The organism is Neorhizobium vignae (assembly GCF_000732195.1).
Classification (GTDB): Bacteria; Pseudomonadota; Alphaproteobacteria; order Rhizobiales; family Rhizobiaceae; genus Neorhizobium; species Neorhizobium vignae.
On record NZ_JNNU01000005.1, the window covers coordinates 158,080 to 179,662 of the forward strand.

General features: G+C 61.8%; 23 protein-coding genes. 15 read left to right on the forward strand and 8 right to left on the reverse strand.

Going from position 1 to position 21,583, the window contains the following annotated elements; translation table 11 throughout:
- Window positions 1–2 precede the first annotated feature (2 nt).
- Window positions 3–1,292: a serine hydroxymethyltransferase gene (gene glyA / locus GQ59_RS09885; RefSeq protein ID WP_037080664.1), complete on the reverse strand. Its 1,290-nt coding sequence runs from the start codon at window positions 1,290–1,292 to the stop codon at window positions 3–5.
- A gap of 177 nt (window positions 1,293–1,469) precedes the next feature.
- Complete coding sequence (locus GQ59_RS09890) at window positions 1,470–2,801, reverse strand: L,D-transpeptidase family protein (protein WP_037080665.1); 1,332 nt, start codon at window positions 2,799–2,801, stop codon at window positions 1,470–1,472.
- 418 nt (window positions 2,802–3,219) lie between these two features.
- Here GQ59_RS09890 and GQ59_RS09895 point away from each other — a divergent pair, with 418 nt between their 5' ends.
- Complete coding sequence (locus GQ59_RS09895) at window positions 3,220–3,441, forward strand: hypothetical protein (RefSeq protein WP_037080667.1); 222 nt, start codon at window positions 3,220–3,222, stop codon at window positions 3,439–3,441.
- Window positions 3,442–3,563: 122 nt separating this feature from the next.
- A complete protein-coding gene (locus GQ59_RS09900; protein ID WP_037080668.1) occupies window positions 3,564–3,800 on the forward strand; it encodes a hypothetical protein in 237 nt (78 codons plus the stop codon).
- A gap of 131 nt (window positions 3,801–3,931) precedes the next feature.
- Here GQ59_RS09900 and ldtR read toward each other — a convergent pair whose 3' ends face one another.
- Both ldtR and GQ59_RS09910 read right to left on the reverse strand, forming a co-directional pair.
- The gene (gene ldtR, locus GQ59_RS09905; RefSeq protein ID WP_037081118.1) at window positions 3,932–4,447 is read right to left on the reverse strand and encodes a transcriptional regulator LdtR; all 516 of its coding nucleotides are present in this window, start codon (window positions 4,445–4,447) and stop codon (window positions 3,932–3,934) included.
- 233 nt (window positions 4,448–4,680) lie between these two features.
- Window positions 4,681–5,118, reverse strand: a complete 438-nt coding sequence (locus GQ59_RS09910) for a DUF6163 family protein (RefSeq protein WP_037080670.1) — start codon at window positions 5,116–5,118, stop codon at window positions 4,681–4,683.
- A gap of 117 nt (window positions 5,119–5,235) precedes the next feature.
- Between GQ59_RS09910 and GQ59_RS09915 the strand changes: the two genes are divergently transcribed.
- The 7 genes from GQ59_RS09915 (at window position 5,236) to GQ59_RS09945 (ending at window position 9,701) form a co-directional block, all read left to right on the forward strand.
- On the forward strand, window positions 5,236–5,616 hold the full coding sequence (locus GQ59_RS09915) for a cupin domain-containing protein (RefSeq protein WP_037080671.1): 381 nt from the start codon (window positions 5,236–5,238) through the stop codon (window positions 5,614–5,616).
- A gap of 92 nt (window positions 5,617–5,708) precedes the next feature.
- Window positions 5,709–6,722, forward strand: a complete 1,014-nt coding sequence (gene hemB / locus GQ59_RS09920; protein ID WP_037080672.1) for a porphobilinogen synthase — start codon at window positions 5,709–5,711, stop codon at window positions 6,720–6,722.
- A 61-nt stretch (window positions 6,723–6,783) separates the two neighbouring features.
- Window positions 6,784–7,242: an RDD family protein gene (locus tag GQ59_RS09925; RefSeq protein ID WP_037080674.1), complete on the forward strand. Its 459-nt coding sequence runs from the start codon at window positions 6,784–6,786 to the stop codon at window positions 7,240–7,242.
- Window positions 7,243–7,369: 127 nt separating this feature from the next.
- Complete coding sequence (locus GQ59_RS09930) at window positions 7,370–8,131, forward strand: arginyltransferase (protein WP_037080676.1); 762 nt, start codon at window positions 7,370–7,372, stop codon at window positions 8,129–8,131.
- A gap of 9 nt (window positions 8,132–8,140) precedes the next feature.
- A complete protein-coding gene (locus GQ59_RS09935; protein WP_037080678.1) occupies window positions 8,141–9,031 on the forward strand; it encodes a DMT family transporter in 891 nt (296 codons plus the stop codon).
- A gap of 62 nt (window positions 9,032–9,093) precedes the next feature.
- A complete protein-coding gene (locus GQ59_RS09940; RefSeq protein ID WP_037080679.1) occupies window positions 9,094–9,315 on the forward strand; it encodes an AbrB/MazE/SpoVT family DNA-binding domain-containing protein in 222 nt (73 codons plus the stop codon).
- Window positions 9,315–9,701 carry a type II toxin-antitoxin system death-on-curing family toxin gene (locus GQ59_RS09945; protein WP_037080681.1) on the forward strand — a complete coding sequence of 129 codons (387 nt, stop codon included), beginning with the start codon at window positions 9,315–9,317 and terminating at the stop codon, window positions 9,699–9,701. Before GQ59_RS09940 ends, GQ59_RS09945 begins: the two co-directional genes overlap by 1 nt.
- Window positions 9,702–9,703: 2 nt before the next feature.
- On the opposite strand, the gene parC is transcribed toward GQ59_RS09945, so the two are convergent.
- Window positions 9,704–11,986: a DNA topoisomerase IV subunit A gene (parC, locus tag GQ59_RS09950; RefSeq protein ID WP_037080682.1), complete on the reverse strand. Its 2,283-nt coding sequence runs from the start codon at window positions 11,984–11,986 to the stop codon at window positions 9,704–9,706.
- 256 nt (window positions 11,987–12,242) lie between these two features.
- Here parC and GQ59_RS09955 point away from each other — a divergent pair, with 256 nt between their 5' ends.
- Complete coding sequence (locus tag GQ59_RS09955) at window positions 12,243–13,433, forward strand: aq_1923 C-terminal domain (protein ID WP_037080684.1); 1,191 nt, start codon at window positions 12,243–12,245, stop codon at window positions 13,431–13,433.
- 71 nt (window positions 13,434–13,504) lie between these two features.
- On the opposite strand, the gene GQ59_RS09960 is transcribed toward GQ59_RS09955, so the two are convergent.
- Window positions 13,505–13,825: a DUF1236 domain-containing protein gene (locus GQ59_RS09960; protein WP_037080685.1), complete on the reverse strand. Its 321-nt coding sequence runs from the start codon at window positions 13,823–13,825 to the stop codon at window positions 13,505–13,507.
- A gap of 246 nt (window positions 13,826–14,071) precedes the next feature.
- On the opposite strand from GQ59_RS09960, the gene GQ59_RS09965 reads away from it, so the two are divergent.
- Window positions 14,072–15,226 (forward strand): serine hydrolase domain-containing protein, encoded by a 1,155-nt coding sequence (locus tag GQ59_RS09965; RefSeq protein ID WP_037080688.1) that lies wholly within the window; start codon window positions 14,072–14,074, stop codon window positions 15,224–15,226.
- 70 nt (window positions 15,227–15,296) lie between these two features.
- Here GQ59_RS09965 and aspS read toward each other — a convergent pair whose 3' ends face one another.
- Entirely contained in the window at window positions 15,297–17,087 is a 1,791-nt protein-coding gene (gene aspS, locus GQ59_RS09970; protein WP_037080690.1) for an aspartate--tRNA ligase, read from the reverse strand.
- A gap of 336 nt (window positions 17,088–17,423) precedes the next feature.
- Between aspS and GQ59_RS09975 the strand changes: the two genes are divergently transcribed.
- The 3 genes from GQ59_RS09975 (at window position 17,424) to GQ59_RS09985 (ending at window position 20,270) form a co-directional block, all read left to right on the forward strand.
- Entirely contained in the window at window positions 17,424–18,671 is a 1,248-nt protein-coding gene (locus GQ59_RS09975; RefSeq protein ID WP_037080692.1) for an MFS transporter, read from the forward strand.
- 77 nt (window positions 18,672–18,748) lie between these two features.
- The gene (gene rnd / locus GQ59_RS09980; RefSeq protein ID WP_037080693.1) at window positions 18,749–19,894 is read left to right on the forward strand and encodes a ribonuclease D; all 1,146 of its coding nucleotides are present in this window, start codon (window positions 18,749–18,751) and stop codon (window positions 19,892–19,894) included.
- 58 nt (window positions 19,895–19,952) lie between these two features.
- The gene (locus tag GQ59_RS09985; RefSeq protein WP_037080695.1) at window positions 19,953–20,270 is read left to right on the forward strand and encodes a hypothetical protein; all 318 of its coding nucleotides are present in this window, start codon (window positions 19,953–19,955) and stop codon (window positions 20,268–20,270) included.
- Here GQ59_RS09985 and GQ59_RS09990 read toward each other — a convergent pair.
- Entirely contained in the window at window positions 20,242–20,649 is a 408-nt protein-coding gene (locus tag GQ59_RS09990; protein ID WP_037080697.1) for a DUF2000 family protein, read from the reverse strand. The two genes, GQ59_RS09985 and GQ59_RS09990, sit on opposite strands and share 29 nt — an antisense overlap.
- Between GQ59_RS09990 and GQ59_RS09995 the strand changes: the two genes are divergently transcribed.
- Complete coding sequence (locus GQ59_RS09995; protein ID WP_244447943.1) at window positions 20,648–21,568, forward strand: AraC family transcriptional regulator; 921 nt, start codon at window positions 20,648–20,650, stop codon at window positions 21,566–21,568. The genes GQ59_RS09990 and GQ59_RS09995 overlap by 2 nt on opposite strands.
- The last annotated feature ends 15 nt before the right edge of the window (window positions 21,569–21,583 follow it).

Genomic DNA, 21,583 nt, shown 5'->3' on the forward strand with positions numbered 1-21,583 from the left:
GATCACATGTAGGGGTACATGGGGAAGCGGCCGGTGAGCGCCACGACCTTGTCGCGCACGCCGGCTTCGACGCTCGCATTGCCTTCGTCGGAATTGGCAACCTTCAAGCCGTCGAGGACCTCGATGATGAGATTGCCGATCTCCCTGAATTCCGCTTCCTTGAAGCCGCGCGTCGTGCCGGCCGGGGTCCCGAGGCGGATACCGGAGGTGACGAAGGGCTTTTCCGGATCGAAGGGAATGCCGTTCTTGTTGGTGGTGATGTAGCCGCGGCCGAGAGCCGCCTCGGCGCGCTTACCGGTGGCGTTCTTCTTGCGCAGGTCGACCAGCATCAGATGGTTGTCGGTACCGCCGGAGACGATGTCGAGGCCGCCGGCCATAAGCGTTTCGGACAGCGCCTTGGCATTCTTGACGATCTGGGCGGCATAGTCCTTGAAGTCCGGCTGCAGCGCCTCGCCGAAGGCAACTGCCTTGGCGGCGATGATATGCATCAGCGGCCCGCCCTGGAGACCCGGGAAGACGGCCGAATTGAACTTCTTGGCCAGGTCCTCGTCATTCGTCATGATGACGCCGCCGCGCGGGCCGCGCAGCGACTTGTGCGTGGTCGTGGTAGCTACATGGCAGTGCGGGAACGGCGACGGATGCTGGCCGCCGGCAACCAGGCCGGCGATATGGGCCATGTCGACCATCAGGTAGGCACCGACCGAATCGGCGATCTCGCGGAAACGCTTCCAGTCCCAGATGCGGGAATAGGCGGTGCCGCCGGCGATGATCAGCTTCGGCTTGTGCTCTTCGGCCTTCTTCTGCACTTCGTCCATGTCGAGCAGGTTGTCGCCTTCGCGCACACCGTAGGACACGACGTTGAACCATTTGCCCGACATGTTGACCGGCGAACCGTGGGTGAGATGCCCCCCGGAATTCAGATCGAGACCCATGAACGTGTCGCCCGGCTGCAGCAGCGCCAGGAACACGGCCTGGTTCATCTGAGAGCCGGAATTCGGCTGGACGTTGACGAAATTGACGCCGAACAGCTTCTTGGCGCGCTCGATGGCGAGTTCCTCGGCGATATCGACGAACTGGCAGCCGCCGTAATAACGCTTGCCCGGATAACCCTCGGCATATTTGTTGGTCATGATCGAACCCTGCGCCTCAAGCACGGCGCGGGAAACGATGTTCTCCGAAGCGATCAGCTCGATTTCGTGGCGCTGGCGACCCAGTTCCTTCTCGATCGCGCCAAAGATTTCCGGATCGGATTCTGCGAGCGGGCGGGAGAAGAAGACGTCGGTGTTCGACATGTGCGAGGCTCCTCAAAGGGGTGGGCATTGCAATGTCGCGTCTTAGCCTTACGCCTTGCGCAGAGCAATACAGGGAACGACATTTGCTCGCCGGAAGACGCGGAGATGCTCTTAGAAAACGAAAAAGCCGCACCCTTGGCGGATGCGGCTTCTCATGGATGGAAAAAGAAGCAGATCTTATTGCGGCAGCAGATCGTCGTCGGCAGCGCCAGCCGGCTTTTCGATGCCGGTGGTCGTCTGCAGCGCCAGTTCCTGGTTGCCGTCACGTTCGTAGATGTCGTCGCGGAACTGCACGACGCGGTCCTTCGCAGACCAGGCGGTGATGTAGACGATGTAGACCGGAACTTCTTCCGTGAGCTTGATCGGGGTGTTCTGGCGGGTCGAGATCACCCGTTCGATCTCCTGGCGCGACCAGCCGGTGGTGTCGCGCAGCAGCCAGCTGATCAGGTCGCGGACGTTCTGAACGCGCATGCAGCCCGAGGATTCGAAACGCATAAGCTTATTGAACAGGCCCTGCTGGGGCGTGTCGTGCATGTATTCGTTGTTCGGATTGTGGAAGTTGATCTTGGTCGAGGCCATGGCGTTGATCTTGCCCGGATCCTGCCGGAACATCAGGTTCGGCGCCTTCGGCGCAAACCAGTCGACCGTTTCCGGCGCCACTTCGTTACCCTTACCGTCGATCAGGCGGATATTGTTGCGGGTGAGATAGGTCGGATCCTTGCGCATCAGCGGCACGATGTCCTTCTCGACGATCGAGCGCGGCGCAGTCCAGTAAGGGTTGAGGATGACCTCGTAGATCTTCGAGTTGATGGCGTGCGTCGGACGGTCGATACGCCCGACGACGGCATTGGTGCGCAGCGCCACGCGGTCGTTCTCCACCGCCTCGATATAGGCAGCCGGAATATTGACCATCACGTAGCGGGAGCCGAGATCGCCGGACATGGACTGCAGGCGCACCAGGTTGGTCCCCAGCTGGCGAAGGCGTACGTCGGCCGATATGTTCATCGCCTTGACGGTAAATTCGCCCATCACCCCGTCGGAGGGCAGGCCGTGGCGGGCCTGGAAACGCTTCACCGCGCCGTCGACATAGCTGTCGAACGAAGAGGACATGCCCGCCTCGCGCGGCAGGTCGCCTGAAATCATCAGGCGCTGGCGCAGCTGCTGCACGGAAGGATCGACGACGCCGAGGCGCAGGCGCTGCTGGCCGGGATTGACTTCGGGCCAGCCGCCATTGGCGACGATCTGCTGGTAGTCGATGATCGCCTGCTGGATGTTCGCCGGTCCGCCGGCGCCGAGTACCGGATTGTTGGAGACGACGTTGACGGCGGTTCTGGATGCGGCCTTGGCGTCGAACTGGTCGTCCCAGGTGCCGCGGCGAGGCGAATTGATCAGATCGTCCATCGCCGTCTGGGCGAATGCAGGCGCTGCAAGTGCAGCGGCACCGGCAGAGAAGGCCGTGCGAAGCAGGGCACGGCGGGAAAGAGCTTCAGATCCGATCTTCTTCGACATCAATAATACCCATCTGGTCCCGAGCAGCATCAAAGACGCCTACAGGGATATGGTTAAGAACGCGCAAAAAGTTAGCGCAGCCGCACGGGGCTTCGTCGTCATCGCAATGTGGTGAAAGCGCGAATTCTCGCCGGCCCGTTGCATCCAGCCGGTCCCATAGCAATATGGCCAATTCGTGTCAGGTACTTGCCCGTCACAAAGCCGTGTTGGCACGTGATTTTTTCAGGCGGCAAATACGCCACACCGCCAGACGGCAGGCGAACCCGAAACGGTCCGCGAGATGGTCGGCGGCGATCTGCCTTTTTATGGAAACCTGCCGAGCCCTCCGGACACTCTCCCTAAGCCGAAACGTAAAAGCCGTAAGCCTGGGGCAAGCGGATTGGCTAAAAATTATCCCTCATAAATGAGGAATTTGAGAGTGAACTGGTACCCGATCGAAGCCCTTGAGCCTGGAAAGCTGGCCGTCCTGCATTTTCGCGATGAGACCGCGCCGCAATGCGTCGGCTATGTCGAACAGGACGGCGTCTGCGGTTGGCCGGAAAAGGTGACGGGCCGCAGACCTGACGGCTGGCTCGACCTCTCCTCGATGTTCGCAGGCATGACGACGGAAATTCGCCGGGCCGCGGCGGCTACGTTATAGGCGAGCATTCCGGCACAAACGGACGTGTCGGAACGTATTTCCGACGCTGATGGCAGAATTCGTCTATCAACCCGGCCCCCATACTGGTAGGCACCCCAAACATCACCCATTGGAGAGCTACCGTGACCCTGGACGAAAAATACCAAATTATTGTCAATGCTTTCCAGAACAACAAGTTTGGCGTCTCGCCGACCTCCACCCGCGGAGCCGTACAGAACTACTGTAAGAAGCACGGCCTCCAGGGCGAAGACTACACGGAGACCCTCGCCGCCGCGATGTCCGCCGGCTTGGTTGCGCAGATGGCGGACTCGGCCCTCACGATCAGGAACGCCGGCCGCGCTCTGCTGGCTCAGCGATAGGCCGTATCCGCCAGCGGCTCCGCAGCCCGCACGCAAACAAGCGTAACGGCGCGTCTTCCGACGCCCCGTTACGCTTTTGCGTAGCACCGCATGACTGGAGGTAATGGAGTGTTTCGCAAGCCCTTTGTGGATTAAAGGCGGTAAAGGATCTGGTCGTTCCAGAAGCGGTCGAGGCGCTGGAGCAGCTTGTTCATCTGAGAGAACTCGCCCTCGCCGATGCCGCCGACCTTTTCGATCGAGCCGATGTGGCGCTCGTAGAGCTTACCGACAGCCTCGGCGATCTCCTGGCCTTCCGGCGTCAGGCTGATGCGGACCGAGCGGCGGTCGATGCGCGAGCGCTGGTGGTTGATGAAGCCGAGATCGACCAGCTTCTTGACGTTGTAGGAGACGTTCGAGCCGAGATAATAACCGCGGGAGCGCAGTTCGCCGGCCGTCAGTTCCGAATTGCCGATGTTGAACAGCAGGAGAGCCTGGACGGCGTTGACGTCGTCGCGACCCTGGCGGTCGAACTCGTCCTTGATCACATCGAGAAGGCGGCGGTGCAGGCGCTCGACCAGATGCAGCGATTCCATGTACAGGGCGCGAATGGTATCTTCATGCGGATCTGCTACTGCCGGTGCCGCCTGCGGCTTCAGTTTCGTGTTCATCATGACTGCCTCATCCTGTTTTGTTTGGCGGTGTTTGTTTCTTCCCGCCTTGAGACAGACACTATCCAATACGCATAAAATTCGACTTAAAACATAGGCTTAACAGGCGCTTAACGCGTTTCTTCGAATTCCGGCCCGGCCTCGCCAGCCCAGGATGCGGCCATTCAGATTTAAAACAAATCAATCACTTAGCGGCGAATTCCCAGTCAAATTCGGCCGTCAAAGCTTTAATTTCAAGGTGAATCGATCCTTACCCGCTCCGCCTTGCGGCGCGCCTCGACCCACAAAGAGAGCCGAAATACGACGTAAAGCGCGGCCACGAGGCCGTGCATGAGGGGAACGAGACGGTTGTGTCCGAATATCTCCGGCCAGACGATATACATCGACACCTGCGAGATTGCGGCGATCGCCCAGAGTACCGGGCCCCAGGAGACGGTGAGCCAGAGGCCGAGCGAGGCAACGGGAAACAGCACGGCAAGCGAAGACGCCGCCACCTTCCAGGGAAGCGCCAGCAGATCGAAGCGGGCCATGCCCTTCAGCGAATAGCCGACCAGCATCGCCCAATATTGCAGGCCGAACCAGAAACAGGCGACCGCGACCAGCCTGAGGAAGACGACGTAGAGAATTTCGGTCAGCGTGCGCTTCGGCACCGTGAGTGAATCGGGTTCCATGAAACTACACTAGCCGCCGCGGTCGCCGACCGCCAGTACCAGCCCGCCGCCTGCACGATCGTTCAAGAGCTCTGCCGCTCCTCCTGATAGGGTTTGCCGCCAGTCAAAGGAGAAGACATGACCGATCGGAACTTTTCACATACGCCGATAAACCTCGCCGAGAAGCTCGCACGGATACCCGACCTCTGGCAGCAGCGTGTGGTCGCCGAAATGAACGACTACCAGTTCAAGCTCGTCCGCATCGAAGGCGATTTCATATGGCACGATCACCCGGAAACGGATGAAGCCTTCATCGTTATCGAAGGCCATTTGCGGATCGACTTCCGCGACGGCAGCGTTCACATCGGTCCAGGCGAAATGTTCGTGGTGCCGAAGGGCGTGCAGCACAAGCCGTTCGCCGAAAAGGAAGTGAAGATGATGGTCATCGAGCCGCGCGGCGTCTTGAACACCGGCAACGAGGGCGGCGAACGGACTGCTCAAAACGATCTTTGGATCTAGCCGCGCCTCGACTGCGGCGATCGTTCCCATTCGCAAACGGCGTGCTGCATGATAATGACGCGCGCACGGGAAGAGAAGCTGGAGACTTTGCCATGGACAAGACGCATTTGGTCGACGAGATCACCGGGCACCGCCGCATGCGGCGCAACCGCAAGGCCGACTGGACGCGCAGGCTGGTGCAGGAGAACCGGCTGACGGTGGACGACCTGATCTGGCCGATCTTCATCGTTCCCGGCACCGGCATCGTCGATCCGATCGCCGCCATGCCCGGCGTAAACCGCATGAGCGTCGACAAGGCGGTCGAGGCGGTAAGGGAAGCGGCCGATCTCGGCATTCCGGCGATCGCCACCTTCCCCGATATCGAGATGGAACTGCGCGACGAGACCGGCTCCAACAGCCTGGTCGCCAACAACCTGATCAACCAGGCGACCGCCGCTTTCAAGAAAGCGGTGCCGAATATCGGCATCATCACCGACGTGGCGCTCGATCCGTTCACCAGCCACGGCCATGACGGGATTCTCCGGGACGGCGTGATCGTCAACGACGAGACGGTCGACCAGATCGTGCGCGCCGCCGTCATGCAGGCGGATGCCGGCGCCGACATCATCGCGCCGTCGGAAATGATGGACGGCCGCATCGGTGCCATCCGCCGCGGCCTCGATGCCGCCGGCCATCAGGATGTCGGCATCATGTCCTATGCGACGAAATTCTCGTCCGGTTTCTACGGCCCCTATCGCGAGGCGATCAATACCAGCGGCCTGCTGAAGGGCGACAAGAACAGCTATTACATCTCGCCGGCCAACGGCACCGAAGCGGTGCGGGATGCGGCTCTCGACGTCGAGGAAGGCGCCGACATGCTGATGGTCAAGCCCGGCATCGCCTATCTCGACATCTGTTGGCGCATCAAGGAAGCGTTCGGCCTGCCCGTCTTCGCCTACCAGGTCTCCGGCGAGTACACGCAGATCAAGGCCGCCGCGATGAACGGCTGGATCGACGGCGAGCGGGTCATGATGGAGACGCTGCTCTGCTTCAAGCGCGCCGGCTGCGACGGCATTCTTTCGTATTTTGCGGTCGAAGCCGCGAAGAAACTGGCAAAAAACGGATGAGTCTTGTTGCCGCGGCGGTCTCTTCCCATATTATCGGGGAGAAACAGGAGATGTTGAAACGATGAGCCTCGACCCGAACCCGACCTATGCCGCACCGGACGACTGGCGCGCCTATAGCGGCGTTCTTTCACGCCGGGTGTTCGCCTTCATCATCGACTACGTGATCGTGCTGCTTTTGTGCATTCCGGCCGCGGTCGTGGTGTTCTTCCTCGGCATCATCACGCTCGGTCTGGGCTTCATGCTCTATCCGGCCCTGTTCGTAATCGTCGCCCTTCTCTATTTCGGGATGACGCTTGGCGGCTCGGCGCAGGCCTCGCCCGGCATGCGCGCCATGGGGCTCGCCATGGTGCGGCTCGATGGCCGGCGGATGGATTTCCTCACCGCCATGGCCCACACGGTGATCTTCTGGATCATCAATTCGGTGCTGACACCACTCATCCTGCTCGCGGGTCTGTTCATCGAGCGTTCGCGTCTCGTGCACGACCTGTTGCTCGGCACGGTCGTGGTGCGTACGTCGTAACGATTACGCTACTCGCCGAAAGTTTATGGCATTAGCAGGCTGCCTGTCGCAGCATATGGTTGACGTTTCGCTTTTATGCGCCATGGTATGACATTTACGATCCTGAAGACCGGACTGCCACGACGCAATGAACACGCAGGCAACGCCCTCACCGCAGTTCTACCTGACGGCCCCGGCAGTTTGTCCCTATCTCCCGGGTGAAATGGAGCGAAAGGTCTTCACTCACCTGGTAGGCCCGCGCGCCGCCGAGATGAACGACCTACTGACCCAGGGCGGTTTCCGCCGTTCGCAGAACATAGCCTACCGGCCGGCCTGCGAATCCTGCCGCGCGTGCATTTCCGTGCGCATCCTCGCTCACGAATTCGAGCCCGTGCGCTCGATGAAACGGGTTCTCGCCACCAACCGCGACGTGATCGCAACGGTCTATCCGGCGCAGCCCTCCACCGAACAGTTCTCGCTCTTCCGCCGCTATCTCGACGACCGCCATCAGCGGGGCGGCATGTCTGACATGTCGGCGCTCGACTATGCGATCATGGTCGAGGACACGCATGTGAACACCCGAATCATCGAGTACCGCCGCCGCGAGCCGGGCTCCGGCATCAGTGTCGAGCCGAAGGGCGAACTGCTTGCCGTCGCGCTCACCGACATGATGAGCGACGGCCTGTCGATGGTCTATTCCTTCTTCAATCCGGAATATGAAAAGCGCTCGCTCGGGACCTTCATGATCCTCGACCACATTGCCCGCACCAGGTCGCTCGGCCTGCCGCATGTCTATCTCGGTTACTGGGTCAAGGGTTCGGCGAAGATGGGCTACAAGACCCGCTTCCAGCCCCAGGAACACCTGACCCCGCGCGGTTGGGAAATCTTCGATCCCGCCACGGACATCTGAAATCACCTCATGAACGATCACAAAAAGGGCCTCGTGCTCACCGCCATCGGCGGCCTTGCGCTCTCCTTCGACGTGCCGCTCGTCCGTCTCGGGCATGGCGAGATGTGGTCGACGGTCGCGCTGCGCAGCACGGCTACCTTCGCCGCCGCCGTCATCCTGTGGCTGCTCGTCCGCCGCTTCAGATCGACCCGTCCGGCGCTGGTCCCCGGCAAGGCAGGTCTTGCCGCCGGGCTTTGCTACGGCATTTCGACGATCGCCTTTCTCGGCGCCGTCTTCAACACGGCGACGGCCAACGTCGTCTTCATCGTCGCCTTCACGCCCATGTATGCCGCCATTCTGGGCTGGCTGGTCCTGAAGGAACGTCCCTCGCCTTCGACGCTCGTCACAATGCTGGTGATGTTTTTCGGCGTCGGCCTGATCGTTTCGGGCGGGCTTGCCGGCGGCCATCTCCTCGGCGACATCCTGGCGGCAACGGCCTCGTTCCTGCTTGCACTGGCGATCACGTTCGGCCGGGTGGCGCGCATCGACATGGGTTTCGTGCCGCTGGTCGCCACCATCATTCCGGCAACGATCGGCCTTTCCTTCGTCGGCGCCTCTGCTCTTGCCGGCACGGGCGGCTTTGCGGTCGCAGAACCCGTCTGGGTGCTATTCGACGGCGCGATCATGATGCCGCTCGCCTTCTGGTGCCTGGCGACCGGCCCGAAATACCTCTCCGGCCCCGAAGTCGGCATGTTCTACCTGCTCGAAACCATTCTTGCACCGATCTGGGTCTGGCTGATCTTTGCCGAAATCCCGTCCGCCCGCACTCTTCTCGGCGGCGCGATCCTGGTGCTGGCGCTGATCGGTTATTCCGCACGGCAGATGCGGCGGGTGGAGAGGATCCGGACCCGGGCGGCGTGAATTGCAGCTATTCAAAAAGCAGCTTCCATGTTATAACAACGTTGCAACATCAGGATTGAGCTATGAACGTCGCCATTCGTAAAATCGGCAATTCCGAAGGAATCATCATCCCGAAGGAAATTCTGGACCGCATGGGCCTGAAGGCGGGAGATAGCGTCAATTTGGCTGAAGAAGCAGGACAGCTAGTTCTGAAGCCGATCGACGACGAATTTGCACGTCAGCTCGAACACGCTGAACGCTTCATGGATAAATATAAGGTCGCGCTTAAAAAGCTGGCTGAATAATGCGTTTCAACTTCCTGTCGCGGCCCGTTGTCGAGCATCTGCACAAAAGACAGATCGAAAAATTCGGAGGCTCCTACGGTCTACGGGACCAAGGCACCCTGGAATCAGCTTTGATGCGGCCGCTCGACAAAGTCGCTTACGGCTGCAATGACTTAATTGAACTGGCCGCTGCATATCTCTTAGGCTTGGCCATGAACCACGCCTTCATCGATGGCAATAAACGGATCGCCATCGTCGCCGCAGGCGTGTTCCTGATGGGCAACGGCTACTTCATCGAAACCGATGAAACCATTCTCTACAAATTCGTTCTCGCGGTCGCCGCCGGCGAGATCGACGAAGAAGGTGCGACGCGTTTCCTGCGCGATCACACCATTCCCCTTACCTGATCTCACCCAGCAAACTTCCCGCTTCGCGGAAAACCCTTCGGAACGGCGCGACCGGCGGTGGCGCGGTCGGCGATCCATTCCAGCAACTCGTCCTTGTTGCGGGTGAACGAGCGGCCGGCGCTGTCTTCCCAGGAAAGGCCGTCGGCCATGGTGAAGCAGCGGATGTCGGAAATGCCGCCATCCTTGTAGCGCTGCAGGCGCACGCCCTTGCCGCGGGTCATTTCCGGCAACTGGGTCAGCGGAAAGACCAGCAGCTTGCGGTTCTCGCCGACGACCGCAACGTGATCGCCCGAGACCGGCACAACCAGCTTCGTCTCGTCCGGCATGGCGACATTCATGATCTGCTTGCCCTTGCGGGTATTGGCGATCATCTCGCTTTCGGCCACGACAAAACCGTTGCCCGCGGTCGATGCGACGATCAGCTTGCGCGATGGCTCATGGACGAAGGCGGTCAGGATGTCCTGGTCGTTCTCCATGTCGACGATGATGCGGATCGGCTCGCCATGGCCTCGGCCGCCCGGCAATTTGTCGGCGCCGAGCGTATAGACCTTGCCGCCGGTCGTGACGAGCAGCAGCTTGTCGGTCGTCTGTGCCGTAAACGCGATCTTCGGCCCGTCGCCTTCCTTGAAGGTGAGCGTCGAGGTATCCGAGATATGGCCCTTCAGCGCGCGGATCCAGCCCTTCTGGGAAACGACGACGGTGATCGGTTCCTTCTCGATCATCGCCTGGTTGATCGCGTCGATATCGGCATCCGGTGCGTCGGCGAAGGTCGTAAGGCGCGCATAGGGCTTGCCGCGGCCCTTGGCAAAATTCTTGCGGACGTCCTGGATCTCGTGCTCGATCACCCGCCACTGCTTGTCCTCGGAGGCGAGCAGCGATTCGATATCCGCCTTCTCCTTGGTGAGGTTCTCGTGCTCGGTACGGATCTCGAACTCTTCGAGCTTGCGCAAGGCGCGCAGCCGCATGTTGAGGATCGCCTCGACCTGGATGTCGGAGAGCGACCAGCGCTCCATCATCACAGGCTTCGGCTCGTCCTCCTCGCGGATGATGCGGATCACCTCGTCGATATTGAGGTAGGCGATCAAGAGGCCGCCGAGGATTTCCAGCCGCCGGTCGATCGCGGCCAGCCGGAAGCGCGAGCGGCGCACCAGCACGTCGCGGCGATGCGCCAGCCATTCCAGCAGCACTTCGTTGAGCGCCATCACCTTGGGCACGCGGCCCATGGAGAGCACGTTCATGTTGAGCGGGAGGCGGGTTTCCAGCTCGGAAAGCTTGAACAGCGATTCCATCAGCAGGGTCGCATCGACCGTGCGGCTCTTCGGCACCAGCACGACGCGGACGTCTTCGGCCGATTCGTCGCGCACGTCTTCGAGAAGCGGCAGCTTGCGGGCGAGCAGCAGTTCGGCGATCTTCTCGATCAGGCGCGACTTCTGCACCTGGAACGGAATTTCGGTGACGACGATCTGATAACCGCCGCGGCCGAGATCCTCGATCACCCAGCGGGCGCGGACGCGAAAACCGCCGCGGCCGGTTTTGTAGGCCTCGACGGTCGATTCCCGGCTGTCGATGATGATGCCGCCGGTCGGCAGATCGGGGCCTTCGATGCCGCCCTTCGCGGGCTCGGCCGGATCCGCCATCAGGTCCTCGACGGTCGCCGCCGGGTTCTTGATCAGGTGCAGCGCCGCATCGCAGAGTTCGTGGACATTGTGCGGCGGGATCGACGTCGCCATGCCGACCGCGATGCCCGACGTGCCGTTCGCCAGCAGGTTCGGGAAGGCGCCGGGCAAGACGACGGGTTCCGAATTCGATTCGTCGTAGGTGTCGCGGAAATCCACCGCGTCCTGGTCGATGCCTTCGAGCAGCAGTTCGGAAACCGCCGTCATCTTACTCTCGGTATAACGCATCGCGGCAGGACTATCGCCGTCGATATTGCCGAAATTGCCCTGGCCGTTGACGAGCGGATAACGCTGGGAGAAATCCTGCGCAAGGCGTGCCAGCGCATCGTAGATCGACTGGTCGCCGTGCGGATGGAAATTACCCATCACCTCGCCGACGATCTTTGCGCATTTGCGGAAGGCGGCGTTGGGGCGCAGGCCCATCTCGCTCATCGCGTAGACGATGCGGCGGTGGACGGGTTTAAGGCCGTCGCGCACGTCCGGCAGCGCACGATGCATGATTGTGGAAAGCGCATAGGCGAGGTAACGCTCTTCGAGCGCTGCTTTCAGATCGACCGGCAGGATGTTGTCGCCGCCGTCGCCGGAAGGTGGTGTCAGATTTTTTCCCATGGGCCTTGACTAGCGGAAAGCCTGATTCTCGGCAAGAAAGTAAGGGCGACAGCCTGTGGATGAAGGCTGTTCCCAAGCGGAAATCAGTGTTTGGTTTACCCTGAATCGTCAGCCGCAATTTTGACGAAAGGAATGTGGAACACAGCCATAAACCTTTTACCCGGCTTGCCTATAAGGTGCCGCGAACAAGCAGACCGAACTATAGACAAACCCTAAACGATCGCGGGCCGGACATTGCCCGCCAGGAGGAACTTCGATGCAATACTCCACCAAGGCCCGACTTCTGCTCGCCGGCGCAGCACTTTCGACTTTCGCCGGCCCGGCATTCGCGCTCGACGGCAACGATCTCGTCGCCAAGATCAACAGCGCGCTTTCGGTCCAGGGCGGCGGCGGCTTCTCGGCTGAAAAGGCCACCGTCAGCGGTTCGGACGTCACGCTCACCAATGCCAAGTTCCTGATCCAGGCCGGCAAGCAGAGCCTGCCGCTCGGCACGGTCAAGTTCCAGGGCGTCGAAGAGGATAACGGCGGCTACACGGTGGAGAAGGTCACGTTCGACAACGTCAACGCCACCGAGGACAAGACCGCTTTCACCGCCTCGGACATCTCGATCAGCGGCCTTACCGTGCCGGCCAATGCGACCGGCGACAGCCTCGATGCGATCCTGCTCTATGACGAAGCCCATGTCGGCAAGATAACGGCCACCATCGACGGCAAGCCGGCCTTCTCGGTCGACGAGACCAACGTCACCACCGAGGTTGCCGACGACAATTCCTCCGTCGGCTTCGACCTCCAGGTCAACGGCATCAAGAGCGACCTCAGCCTCGTCGAGGACGCGCAGACCAAGGACACGCTGCAGCAGCTCGGCGTCACCTCGCTTGACGGCAAGGTTGTCATGTCCGGCGCCTGGACCCTCGAGGACGGCACGCTCGATATCGACGAATACGCTCTCGATTTTGCCAAGGTCGGCAAATTCAACCTCGCCTTCAGCATGTCCGGCTACACGCTCGACTTCATCAAGTCGGCGAACGAGACCGCCAAGGCGATGGAAGCCAATCCGAACAAGGAAGAGGCCCAGCAGGCCGCAGGCCTTGCGATGCTCGGCCTGATGCAGCGCCTCACCTTCAACAGCGCCGAAATCCGCTTCGAGGATGCCGGCATCACCAAGCGGGCCCTCGACTACGCCGGCAAGAGCCAGGGTACCACGGGCGAAGCCATGGCGCAGATGCTGAAGGGCATGACGCCCCTGATGCTGGCGCAGTACAACGTGCCGGAACTGCAGAACATGGTGAGCGCTGCCGTCAACACCTATCTCGACAAGCCGGGCAGCTTCACGATCACTGCCGAGCCGGCCGATGCCGTTCCCTTCCCGATGATCATGGGCGCCGCGATGGGCGCGCCGAACACGCTGCCCAAGGTTCTCGGCGTCAAGGTCACCGCCAACGACTGAGGCCCACCCGACATGAAAAAACCCGGCGATCGCCCGCCGGGTTTTTTGTTGCTCTAAAGAGCCGGATGAAATTATTCCAGAACCTGGATGACGGTTCGGGTCTGCGGATTGACGATAACGCGTCGATCGTTGACGACCGTGTAGGCATAATCGTCGTAACCATCCACCCTGCGCACTTCTACCGTCTCCGGAAGGGCGGCGCCGACAGCGATCTCTCCCTCGTAGGAGATTGAAGGAACGCTCTGCTCCATGACGTAGGTTCGGACCTGGCCGGGCAGGATGACCGTCGAATTTGTCGTGACCGGATCCTGGGTGACGATCGTCGTCTGGGCGTAAGCCGCGCCCGAGAGTGCGATCAGGACCGCCGATGCGGCCAGTAGGGTCTTGCGCATATCTTTTTCTCCCTGTGCTTCTGCTGTTCTAACAACACAAGCGCGCGGATATGGTTCCCCCTATTCGCTTGACGCACGGGACGCCTGGACGGCATCCTGACGCCCCAGGCGGGCGCGAGCGGCACCATTGGGTGACGAGGCTGGGAGCGACAACCGGGCATGGGCAGATGTTTTTTTGTCACTCACAGGATCGTCCCTCTGCGAGGCGCCCCTAGATAACGATGTCTTTAGCGGAGGTTTTACCCCATGAATTTGCCAATCCAACCATCGACCCGGATATTCTGCCCCACGATCGACGCGGCGATCGATGATGCCCTTGCCGCCAGGCGGCTCGTCGGCACCGTGGTGATGGTCGCCAGGGACGGCGAGATCGTCTACCGCCGCGCCGCCGGATTGGCGGACAGGGAAGCGGGCCTGAAGGCCAGCGAGGACACAATCTTCCGCCTGGCCTCGATCACCAAGCCGATCGTCACCATCACCGCCATGCGACTGATCGAACAGGGCCGCATAGGCCTCGACGACCCGGTGACGAAATGGCTGCCCGACTTCCGGCCCCGGCTCGAAGACGGGTCCGAAGCGACGATCCTCATCCGGCATCTCCTCACCCACACGTCCGGCCTCAGCTATAGTTTCGAACTGGAAGACGGCCCTTATGCTCGCGCCGGCGTGTCGGATGGCGTCGATCAGCCGGGCCTCTCGCTCGAAGAGAACCTGCGCCGCATCGCCTCGGTGCCGCTGCTCTTTGCCCCCGGCACCGGCTGGCGATATTCGGTCTCGATGGACGTGCTCGGCGGCGTCATCGAAAAGGAGACCGGCAAACGCCTCGGCGAGGCCGTCGCCGAACTGGTCATGCGGCCGCTCGGCCTTTCCGATACCGGCTTCACCGTCACCGACCGCAGCCGGCTCGCGGCGCCTTACGTAGACGGTTCACCCGAACCGAAGCGCATGGGCGAGACGGAAAAGGTCCGTGCGCTCGACGGATCGGTGGCGTTCGCGCCGGACCGGATCTTCAACCCCGCCTCCTTCCATTCCGGCGGCGGCGGCATGGCCGGGACCGCCTTAGACGTGCTGACAGTGCTCGAAACCATCGCCAAGGGCGGCGCGCCGCTGCTCTCTGAAAAGACGGTCCGGCAGATGACGACAAACCAGATCGGCGATCTGCTGGAGCCGACGCGGCCGGGCTTCGGGTTCGGTTTCGGCTGGGCGATCGTGCTCGATCCGGCAAAGGCAGGCCTGCCGGTTTCGCCCGGTTCGCTGCAATGGGGCGGCGTCTACGGCCACCACTGGTTCATGGATCTGACGAAGAAAATCACGCTTGTGGGACTGACCAACACCACCCTCGAAGGCATGTGGGGTCAGTTCACGCTGGACCTGAAAAAAGCCGTCGCCGCCGATCTTTAGGCCGGTCATCCTCAGAGATTGAATCAAAAAGCCCGGCGCTTGGCCGGGCTTTTTACGTTCTACAGAGAACTCAGTCCTTCTTCGGCGTCGGCACGACGCGGATGGCCAGTTCGCGCAACTGCTGCGGCGTTGCCGGCGACGGGGCGCCCATCAGCAGATCCTGGGCCTGCTGGTTCATCGGGAACAGCGTCACTTCGCGCAGGTTCTTGGCGCCGACGAGCAGCATGACGATACGGTCGATGCCGAAAGCGGCGCCGCCATGCGGAGGCGCGCCGTACTGGAACGCACGGTACATGCCGCCGAACCGGTCCTCGACATCCGCCTGGCTGAGGCCGACCTTTTCGAAGGCCTTGACCATCAGTTCCGGCGACTGGTTACGGATCGAGCCCGAAGCGATTTCGAAGCCGTTGCACACCGCGTCATACTGGAACGCCTTGATCGTCAGCGGATCCTGGTTTTCCAGCGCCTCGATGCCGCCCTGCGGCATGGAGAAGGGGTTGTGGGCGAAATCGAGCTTCTTTTCTTCCTCGCTCCATTCGTAGAACGGGAAGTCGACGATCCAGCACATCTCGAAACGATCGCGGTCGACAAGGTTCAGCTCCTCGCCGGCGCGGGTGCGGGCTTCGCCTGCAAACTTGTAGAACTTGGCCGGGTCGCCGGCGACGAAGAAGCAGGCGTCGCCGTCGTCGAGACCGAGCTGGGTGCGGATCGCTTCAGTACGCTCTTCGCCGATGTTCTTGGCGAGCGGGCCGGCGCCTTCGAGCTTGTCGCCTTCCTTGCGCCAGAAGATGTAGCCGAGGCCCGGCTGGCCGGTCGACTGCGCCCAGGCGTTCATGCGGTCGCAGAATGCGCGGCTACCGCCGGTCTTGGCTGGGATGGCCCAGACTTCAACCTTCGGGTTCGAGGCGATCATGCCGGCGAACACCTTGAAGCCGGAGCCGGCAAAATGTTCGGTGACGGCCTGCATCTCGATCGGGTTGCGCAGATCCGGCTTGTCGGAACCGTATTTGCGGATCGCCACGTCATAGGGAATCCGCGGCCAGTCCTTGGTGACCGGCTTGCCTTCGGCGAACTGTTCGAACACACCGGTCATGACCGGACCCATCGTGTTCCAGACGTCTTCCTGGGTGACGAAGCTCATTTCCAGGTCGAGCTGGTAGAACTCGCCCGGCAGGCGGTCGGCGCGCGGGTCTTCGTCGCGGAAGCAGGGGGCGATCTGGAAGTAGCGGTCGAAACCAGCGACCATCAGCAGCTGCTTGTACTGCTGCGGCGCCTGCGGCAGCGCGAAGAACTTGCCTTCATGGATGCGGCTCGGCACCAGGAAGTCGCGAGCGCCTTCCGGGGACGAAGCGGTCAGGATCGGCGTCGAATATTCGGCGAAGCCGATCTCGCCCATGCGGCGGCGCATGTCGGAGATGATCTGGGTGCGCTTGACGATGTTCCTGTGCAGGGTCTCGCGGCGCAGGTCGAGGAAGCGGTACTTGAGGCGCACGTCTTCCGGATAATCCGGCTCGCCGAATACCGGCAGCGGCAGTTCCTTGGCGGCGGAGAGCACCTCGATTTCCTGGGCGTAGAGTTCGATCTCGCCGGTCGCCATGCCCTTGTTGACGGTGTCTTCCGAGCGCGCCTTGACGAGGCCGTCGATGCGGATGACCCACTCGCCGCGGACGATCTCGGCGGTCTTGAAGGCAGGGCTGTCCGGATCGGCGACGACCTGGGTCATGCCGTAATGGTCGCGAAGGTCGATGAACAGCACGCCGCCGTGATCTCGCACGCGATGCACCCAGCCGGACAGGCGGACGGTCGATCCGACGTCGGACTTCTTGAGGGCGGCACAGGTATGGCTGCGGTAACGGTGCATTTCAGTATCCTGGACGGTTAAGTTTTGCGGTCTTTCGGCGTGCGTAGCACGGCCTGCCGGCTTTATGGAAAATCGGCGGGAAAAGCGCATGATGGACATGCTTTGTCAAGGCAGAACCGATCTGCCGCCCAAAACGCCGCAAAGGGACGGAGGGATATCTGGCGGCGGCCAGCATGCCCCGGCAGCCCCGAACAGGCCGCGTATCGCCCTCTCCATGAGGGGTTCACATTAGAAAGACCAGGCGTGTCGCTTATCGCTGGCCCTGCCGATGGTTCGGGATATAAAACGGTAGAACCATCCAGCGACTCTCCCGATTCCCGCGCAAAGCCCTCCCCCATGAGCCATATCCGTCCCCTGATCCCCCTCCTTGTCACTGCAGGCATCCTGATCGGCGGCAACGGACTGCAGGGCACCTATATCGCGCTGCGCGGCTCGGCCGAAGGGTTTTCGCCCTCGACCATCGGCATGATCGGCGCCGGCTACAGCATCGGTTTCGCCTTCGGCTGCATGTACGTGACGCGGCTGCTCCGGCAGATCGGCCATATCCGCACCTTCTCGGCGATGGCCGCGGTCACCGCATCGGCTTCGATCGGCATGTCGATGATCATAGACCCGACTTTCTGGTTCGCGATGCGCTTCGTGATCGGCATTGCGGTCGCCAGCCTGTTTGCGACGGTCGAGAGCTGGATCAACGCCAAGGTCACCAATGCCAACCGGGCGCGCACGCTCTCCATCTACCGTTTCGTCGACCTCGGCTCGGTGACGGTGGCGCAATACATCATCCCGACCGTCGGCATAGAAGGGCCGGTCATCTTCAACATCATCGCGATTGCGCTGATCCTGTCGCTGGTGCCGATCTCGATCGCCGACAAGTCGAGCCCGGCGCCGCCGGAAACGATCTCCTTCGACCTGAAGGCTGTCTGGCGTATCTCGCCGCTCGCGGTCGTGGGTGTCATTTCGGTCGGCCTGTCGATGGCAGCCTTCCGCAATATCGGGCCGATCTATGCGGCAGAGATCGGCATGAGCATCACCTCGATCGCCACCTTCATGAGCGCCGGCATCGTCGGCGGCGTGGTGCTCCAATATCCGCTCGGCATCTATTCCGACAGGCTCGACCGGCGCCGCGTCATCCTGTGGACGACGATCGGCTCGATCGTCACCGGCGCCTACCTCTCCTTCGGTGCCGGCACCAGCGAGACCGCCAATATCGTTAGCGTCTTCCTGTTCGGCGCCTTCTCGATGCCGCTCTATTCGCTGTGCTCGGCGCATGGCAACGATTACGCCAAGCCCGGCGAGCATGCGCTGGTTTCGGCCGGCCTCCTGTTCTACTGGTCTGTCGGAGCGACGGTCGGGCCGCTGCTCGCCTCGATCCTGCTGCAGTATTGCGGACCACGCGCCTTTTTCGCCTATACATCGTTCATCTTCCTCGGCTTCATGATCTTTACGTTGAGGCGGATGCGGGCGCGTCCCTCCGTTCCCCCGTCGGAGCGTTCCGGGCGCTTCCGGGCATTGCTCCGGACATCGGCCTATTTCAACAGGCTCGCCGGCCCGCCCGATAGACCCGATAAAGACGAGCGGGAGTAAAGGTTAAACACCGTTGCGTATTGACATATGCGGCGGGAAGGAGAAGGAAGGTTGATCACCCTCACGTGAATGAAACGATGATCCAGACGACCGCCGCACTCGAAGAAGCCTGCATCCAGCTGGCCCAATCGGACTTCATCACCATCGACACCGAGTTCCTCAGGGAAACGACCTTCTGGCCCGAGCTGTGCCTCATCCAGATGGCGAGCCCGACGGTGGAAGTTCTCGTCGATCCGCTCGCCAAGGGGCTGAGCCTGAAACCCTTCTTCGAGCTGATGGCCAATCCCGCCGTCACCAAGGTGTTTCACGCCGCCCGCCAGGATATCGAAATCATCCACCATCTCGGCAATCTGGTGCCGCATCCGATCTTCGACACCCAGGTCGCCGCCATGGTCTGCGGCTTCGGGGATTCGGTCTCCTACGATCAGCTCGTCAGCCGCATCAAGGACGTCCATATCGACAAGTCCTCGCGCTTCACCGACTGGAGCCGCCGGCCGCTTTCCGACAAGCAGCTCGAATACGCGCTGGCCGACGTTACCCATCTTCGCGACGTCTACCTGTTCCTCAAGGCTCAGCTGGAACGGGAAGGCCGGGCGCTGTGGCTGACCGAGGAAATGGCCGTGCTGGAATCTCCCGGCACCTATGACCTGCATCCGGACGACGCATGGGCGCGCCTCAAGTCGCGGCTGCGCAAGCCGACCGAACTCGCCGTCCTGAAATACGTCGCCGCCTGGCGCGAGCGCGAAGCACGCAGCCGCAACGTGCCGCGCTCCCGCGTGCTGAAGGACGACGCGATCTACGAGATCGCCCAGCAGCAGCCGAAGGACGTGGAAGCCATGTCGCGGCTTCGCACCATTCCAAAGGGCTGGGAGCGCTCCGCCTCCGGCGCCGCCATCATCGAAGCGGTCAATGCCGCTCTCGCCCTGCCGAAGACCGAGATGCCGCATGCGCCGAAACATGTGCATGTCCCGGAAGGCACCGCCGCCGCCGTGGAGCTGCTCAAGGTTCTCCTGAAGCTGATCTCCGACAAGCAGGGTGTCGCCGCCAAGATCATCGCCAATACCGACGATCTCGAAAGGATCGCCGCCGAGGGCGAGGCAGCCAATGTCGGAGCCTTGCACGGCTGGCGCCGCGACCTTTTCGGAGAAACCGCCTTGAAACTGATCAGCGGCGGCGTGGCCCTGCGCTTCGTCAACAAGAAGGTCGAGGCGGTGGAGCTTTAAGGGTTATGCCCTTGACCGCTTGCCTCGAACTTCGCGTAGCTGGAGGCCTGAGCGACCGATGCGCTGCCCGACATCGAATGTCCTGATCGCCGTCGTCGCCCTGCTCTCGTTATTGCTCGTTGTCCTCATGGAAACGGCAGGGTTCGGGGTCTTTTCACCGCTCTGGAACCGCCCGATCGTCCGGGTGATCTGCGCGGCCAACCTGCTCGTCGCCCTGCCGGGCCTGATGACGGCGAAGCACGTCGCCTGGCTCAACTACCTGCTCCTCAGCATCGCCGCCTATGTCGTGGCCTCGACCACGCCGATCACGGCACTCTGGATCATTCCGAGGACGGCCTTCGTCGCCGTCACGCATGCATTTTCGACCCTTTGGTGATCTTGTCGACGATCTTCTTCTCGGTCCTGATCGCGATGCCCACCAACTTCGCATCCTCCGGCGAGAATTGTGCGAACACCTCGCGGTTGGCCGCATCATGGCCGGTCGAGAACATTTCCTCGATATAGGCAGACGTCGTCACCTCCCGTTCCAGCGACCGCCGGTGGATGGTGCGCAGCGTCTCCTTGTCGGCGGTCAACACCACGATCGGCTGGATGCTCATCGGATTGTAGACATGACCCGCCGCATCCCGATATGCTTGGCCGATGATCGCGGGATTTTGCGCGATGATGCCGCTCGTCAGAAACGCGGTCACGTTGAGCTCCTGCCAGGGGGCGAGGTCATCGCGAAGCACGATCGCGATCTTGGTATCGAACATGAAGAACAACTCCGTCGAAGGTTATGCGAGAACTGACGAGATAACGGCAGCCGATGCCGTGGGTCTTGAACGTTCGTGCAACGCCGCAAATACATCTGACGGCAGCGCAAGAGGCGCGCCTGACGGCATCGTCCAGGCGCCCTCCTCGCGCGGCATCGAGCGGATCGAGGCACGGTTCCACGGGCTTGGTTTCGAGCCGCATCGCCACGACACCTATGCGATCGGGCTGACGCTTTCCGGCGTACAGACCTTCCAGTATCGCGGTGCCGCCCGCGCCAGCCTGCCCGGCAATGTCATCGTGCTGCATCCGGACGAGGTGCATGACGGGGCGGCCGGCACCGACGCCGGGCTACGCTACCGCATGCTCTACCTGCCGCCGGAACGGTTGATCGAGGCAGCCGGCGGGTCGCGCGGCCTGCCCTTCGTGCCCGACCCGATCATCGCGGATGCGGAATTCCGGCAGTGTCTTTCCGAAGCCCTGGACGATCTCGAAGCCGAGCCGCAGGACCTGCTGCTCGACGACCTGATCGCCCGGCTTGCGACAAGCCTCTGGCGCCATGCGGATGGCAGGGGCGGTGCGGCGGGCACGCCGCGCGCGCAAGAGGCTGTGCTGCGCTGCCGCGATTACCTGCAGGCGAACACGGACCGGACGGTCTCCTCCGAAGAGCTCGAAGAGGTGAGCGGCTTCGACCGCTACACCACCGCCAGGCAATTCCGGAACCTTCTGGGCACCAGCCCGCACCGCTATCTCGTCATGCGCCGGCTCGACCGGGCAAAGGCCCTGCTGTCGCAAGGCGGCAGCCTGGCGGATATCGCGGTCGATACGGGCTTTGCCGATCAGGCCCATTTCACCCGTCATTTCAAGAAGACATTCGGCATGACGCCGGGCCGCTGGATGGCGCTTAAGCGTAGCGCCTAAGTTGCCGTGGCATTT

What these genes read in the sequence shown, in the direction of transcription:
- glyA (WP_037080664.1), bottom strand. Translation starts at nt 1,292, where the DNA reads ATGTCGAACACCGACGTCTTCTTCTCCCGCCCGCTCGCAGAATCCGAT.
- GQ59_RS09890 (WP_037080665.1), bottom strand. Translation starts at nt 2,801, where the DNA reads ATGTCGAAGAAGATCGGATCTGAAGCTCTTTCCCGCCGTGCCCTGCTT.
- ldtR (WP_037081118.1), bottom strand. Translation starts at nt 4,447, where the DNA reads ATGAACACGAAACTGAAGCCGCAGGCGGCACCGGCAGTAGCAGATCCG.
- GQ59_RS09910 (WP_037080670.1), bottom strand. Translation starts at nt 5,118, where the DNA reads ATGGAACCCGATTCACTCACGGTGCCGAAGCGCACGCTGACCGAAATT.
- GQ59_RS09915 (WP_037080671.1), top strand. Translation starts at nt 5,236, where the DNA reads ATGACCGATCGGAACTTTTCACATACGCCGATAAACCTCGCCGAGAAG.
- hemB (WP_037080672.1), top strand. Translation starts at nt 5,709, where the DNA reads ATGGACAAGACGCATTTGGTCGACGAGATCACCGGGCACCGCCGCATG.
- GQ59_RS09925 (WP_037080674.1), top strand. Translation starts at nt 6,784, where the DNA reads ATGAGCCTCGACCCGAACCCGACCTATGCCGCACCGGACGACTGGCGC.
- GQ59_RS09930 (WP_037080676.1), top strand. Translation starts at nt 7,370, where the DNA reads ATGAACACGCAGGCAACGCCCTCACCGCAGTTCTACCTGACGGCCCCG.
- GQ59_RS09935 (WP_037080678.1), top strand. Translation starts at nt 8,141, where the DNA reads ATGAACGATCACAAAAAGGGCCTCGTGCTCACCGCCATCGGCGGCCTT.
- GQ59_RS09940 (WP_037080679.1), top strand. Translation starts at nt 9,094, where the DNA reads ATGAACGTCGCCATTCGTAAAATCGGCAATTCCGAAGGAATCATCATC.
- GQ59_RS09945 (WP_037080681.1), top strand. Translation starts at nt 9,315, where the DNA reads ATGCGTTTCAACTTCCTGTCGCGGCCCGTTGTCGAGCATCTGCACAAA.
- parC (WP_037080682.1), bottom strand. Translation starts at nt 11,986, where the DNA reads ATGGGAAAAAATCTGACACCACCTTCCGGCGACGGCGGCGACAACATC.
- GQ59_RS09955 (WP_037080684.1), top strand. Translation starts at nt 12,243, where the DNA reads ATGCAATACTCCACCAAGGCCCGACTTCTGCTCGCCGGCGCAGCACTT.
- GQ59_RS09960 (WP_037080685.1), bottom strand. Translation starts at nt 13,825, where the DNA reads ATGCGCAAGACCCTACTGGCCGCATCGGCGGTCCTGATCGCACTCTCG.
- GQ59_RS09965 (WP_037080688.1), top strand. Translation starts at nt 14,072, where the DNA reads ATGAATTTGCCAATCCAACCATCGACCCGGATATTCTGCCCCACGATC.
- aspS (WP_037080690.1), bottom strand. Translation starts at nt 17,087, where the DNA reads ATGCACCGTTACCGCAGCCATACCTGTGCCGCCCTCAAGAAGTCCGAC.
- GQ59_RS09975 (WP_037080692.1), top strand. Translation starts at nt 17,424, where the DNA reads ATGAGCCATATCCGTCCCCTGATCCCCCTCCTTGTCACTGCAGGCATC.
- rnd (WP_037080693.1), top strand. Translation starts at nt 18,749, where the DNA reads ATGATCCAGACGACCGCCGCACTCGAAGAAGCCTGCATCCAGCTGGCC.
- GQ59_RS09985 (WP_037080695.1), top strand. Translation starts at nt 19,953, where the DNA reads ATGCGCTGCCCGACATCGAATGTCCTGATCGCCGTCGTCGCCCTGCTC.
- GQ59_RS09995 (WP_244447943.1), top strand. Translation starts at nt 20,648, where the DNA reads ATGAAGAACAACTCCGTCGAAGGTTATGCGAGAACTGACGAGATAACG.
- GQ59_RS09990 (WP_037080697.1), bottom strand. Translation starts at nt 20,649, where the DNA reads ATGTTCGATACCAAGATCGCGATCGTGCTTCGCGATGACCTCGCCCCC.